2 protein-coding genes are annotated in these 1628 nt (G+C 61.2%); both read left to right on the forward strand.

The annotated features are described in order from the left end of the window. Window positions 1-806 (forward strand): CDP-alcohol phosphatidyltransferase family protein (locus Y707_RS0107265; protein ID WP_333782837.1); only part of this gene is annotated, 806 nt, incomplete at its 5' end. Further along, a partial coding sequence (locus tag Y707_RS24235) for a glycosyltransferase family 2 protein (RefSeq protein ID WP_081744695.1) occupies window positions 806-1628 on the forward strand: 823 nt, incomplete at its 3' end. The genes Y707_RS0107265 and Y707_RS24235, both read left to right, overlap by 1 nt.

Here is a 1628-nt window from a genome sequence, read left to right on the forward strand (position 1 = left end):
GTGCCCGCCCGACACTGGAAGAACTGCGATCAGTTGCGCAGCCGCCGGAAGTGCGGGCGCGTAAGAACGCGGAGCACTGGACCGCCGATCTGTACCTCCGGCATTTTTCCATCTACTTCACTATGCTGCTTGTCCGCACCCGCATATCGGCAAATGGAGTAACCGGACTCATGATTCTGGCCGGTTGGGCGATTGCAGCGTCGTTGCTCATCCCCGGCATTTGGGGACCTGTGCTGGCGGTCTTGTTTTCCCAGCTGCAGATGTATATCGACTGCTGCGACGGCGAGGTAGCGCGCTGGCGGGGAACCTTCAGCCCCAAGGGTGTCTTCCTGGACAAGGTTGGCCACTATACCGCTGAAGGCTTCATCGGCATTGCCATCGGGCTGCGGGCCATCGGGGACCTCGACCGGTTTGGCACCGATCCTGCAACCGCCTTTGGATACGCCTTCGCGGGGGCAATGCTTGCCTTCTTCATCGTCCTCAATAAGTCATTGAACGATATGGTCCATGTATCCCGGGCTTTTGCCCAACTGGGACGCCTTCCGGACAGCACGGAAGCCACGACGGTAAGCCAGACGACACTGGTCGGCAGACTCCGCGGTGCTGCCCGGTTCCTGCCGTTCCACCGGATTTACCATTCAGTCGAGCTCAGCCTGCTGACGCTCGCCGCCGCCGTCGTTACCCTCGTTTCTGGTGCCCCGCTGCTGGGTGAACGGCTTCTCTCGCTGGTGCTCGTCCCGCTCGTGATTCTGGCGACGATCGGTCACTTTGCCGCCATCATGGCGTCTTCAAGGCTGACCAAATAATGGCCGTTGAACACCGTCACGAACCGTCCTTCGGCGTCGTGATTCTGACTCAGGGCAAGCGGCCGCCCGACTTACAGCGGGGATTCGATTCCTTATTGGCCCAGAGCGGCGTCCATTTGGACGTAGTGGTCGTTGGTAACGGCTGGAAGCCAAGCGGTCTTCCGGAGACGTTCAAGGCTCTTCATATACCGGAGAATGTGGGAATACCGGCCGGGCGGAATGCAGGTGTGCCGCTTGTGCAGGGGGAGTACCTATTCTTTCTCGACGACGACGCGTGGTTGCCGGATCCGGATTTCCTGGCCCGGGCGGCCGGAATGCTGGAGCAGCAACGCGGAATCGGAATGATCCAACCGCGGATCGAAGATCCCGATAATCAGGAGGCTCCGCTTCGCTGGATTCCGAGATTGCGCAAGGGCTCACCCTATCGATCCGGGAACGTTTTCTCAGTGGTGGAGATGGCGGTTGTCCTGCGCCGCAACGTGTTCGAGGAGACCGGGGGATGGGCCGGCGCATTCTGGTATGCGCACGAAGGGGTCGAACTGTCATGGCGGGTGTGGGATACCGGCTACAGGACCTGGTATGCCGGGGACCTGCGGGCAGGACATCCGGTAATCGATCCTGCCCGTCACCAGGAGTATTTCCGCCTCAACGCCCGGAACAGGGTGTGGCTGGCCCGGCGGAATCTGCCTTGGCCCATCAGCTGGATCTATGTGGGATCGTGGACCCTTGTTCAAACGGCGCGCTGGGCGGGTAAACCCGATCAGTTGAAGCCGTGGGTCTCGGGATGGGTAGCCGGATGGAGGCAGGGCCCATGGTCCGGGG

The organism is Arthrobacter sp. H14, from assembly GCF_000520495.1.
Classification (GTDB): domain Bacteria; phylum Actinomycetota; class Actinomycetes; order Actinomycetales; family Micrococcaceae; genus Arthrobacter_C.